Below are 1,387 nucleotides of genomic sequence, written 5' to 3' on the forward strand. Positions count from 1 at the left end.
GTAGCGTATGGCGCAGGATCCTTTGAAGGTCCCTGAGATCGGCACGCTGGTCCAGGTCACTTCCCCGGCGATCAGACTCTCCCTGGCGAGCTCTTCCCTCGGGCCGACAATCACCCGTGAACTCTCCGTATCGATCCCCGTCACGTAGAGGGGCTCCTTCCACGCGATGCCGAGGCCGCGCCTCTGCCCGACGGTGTAGTTGTAAATTCCTTCATGCACGCCGAGTTGGTCGCCGGCGGCATCGACTATCTCGCCCGGCGAGGCTGCCACACCGTTTTCTTTCAGGAACCGGACGTAATTGTTGTCCGGAATGAAGCAGATCTCCTGGCTCTCATGCTTCTGTGCCACCGGGAGGTTGAACTTCGCGGCCAGCTCCCGCGTTTGCCGCTTTTCCAGCCCTCCGACAGGAAAGACCGTTCGGGCCAGTTCGTCCTGGCTCATGCCGAAGAGGAAATAACTCTGGTCCTTGGCAGGGTCGAGCCCCTTCAGCAACTGGTACGTCCCGGCAGCGTCCTTCTCGATGCGGGCGTAGTGTCCCGTCGCCAGCATGTCGGCGCCGAGCGATTGCGCCATGCCAAGGAGGACTCCGAATTTGATCCGGTCGTTGCAGCGGGCGCAGGGATTGGGGGTGCGGCCGGCGGCGTACTCGGCGATGAAATTATCCATCACAAGTTCCTTGAAGCGCTCCCGGAGATCGACGACCTCGAACGGGATGCCGAGGCGTTTGGCGACACGGCCGGCGTCCATGACATCGGTAAGCGAGCAGCAGGTGCGGCCACCGGGTCGGATCTCCCCCGACGGTTCATACAACTGCATCGAGACCCCTATGACCTCGTGACCCTGCTCCTTGAGGAGGGCAGCCGTCACCGAAGAATCGACCCCGCCGCTCATTGCCACCACTACCCGTTTCTTTTCGTTCATCAAATCAGTCATCTTCCCCTGCCTCTATAATGAAAAACCCGCCCCCGGATTTTCACGGATGCCACCGATAAAGTCAAAGCCTTTTTCTGCGCTAGGGGGATCTTACCTGGCGACGATCTAAATGTTGCGGTCTAAATGTTGCGGAGAAGGAGAACCAAGCGTCCCCCCCTTGTCAAAGGGGGGACAGGGGGGATTGCCTTTGACTTCAGCATTGATGTGCAGAAGCGCTCGAAGGGGCCGTCAGCAGAGCGACGATAAACGCAAAGGCACGAAACCCACGATAGAAAGCCGATAGCTTCCTTCATCGTGAATCCCGTGCCCTTTATACGACCCGGTTTTCTTCGAGCTCGGGGAGTTAGTCTTCGCCCTTTTCCAGCGTCAGCACGTAGTGCCCGTCGCACTCCTTGAGACCAAGGAGCTTGTGCCCTTCAGCCTTAAGACTCCGCGGCACGTTCTTCACCGGTTC

2 protein-coding genes are annotated in these 1,387 nt (G+C 59.3%); both read right to left on the minus strand.

Annotated features, from left to right (window positions below):
* A partial coding sequence (gene mnmA / locus AC11W3_RS11545; protein WP_484093052.1) for a tRNA 2-thiouridine(34) synthase MnmA occupies window positions 1-921 on the minus strand: 921 nt, incomplete at its 3' end.
* 355 nt (window positions 922-1,276) lie between these two features.
* Window positions 1,277-1,387, minus strand: a 111-nt coding sequence (locus tag AC11W3_RS11550) for a sulfurtransferase TusA family protein (RefSeq protein WP_484093053.1), incomplete at its 5' end; no start/stop codon positions are given.

The organism is Geomonas sp. (genome assembly GCF_056994735.1).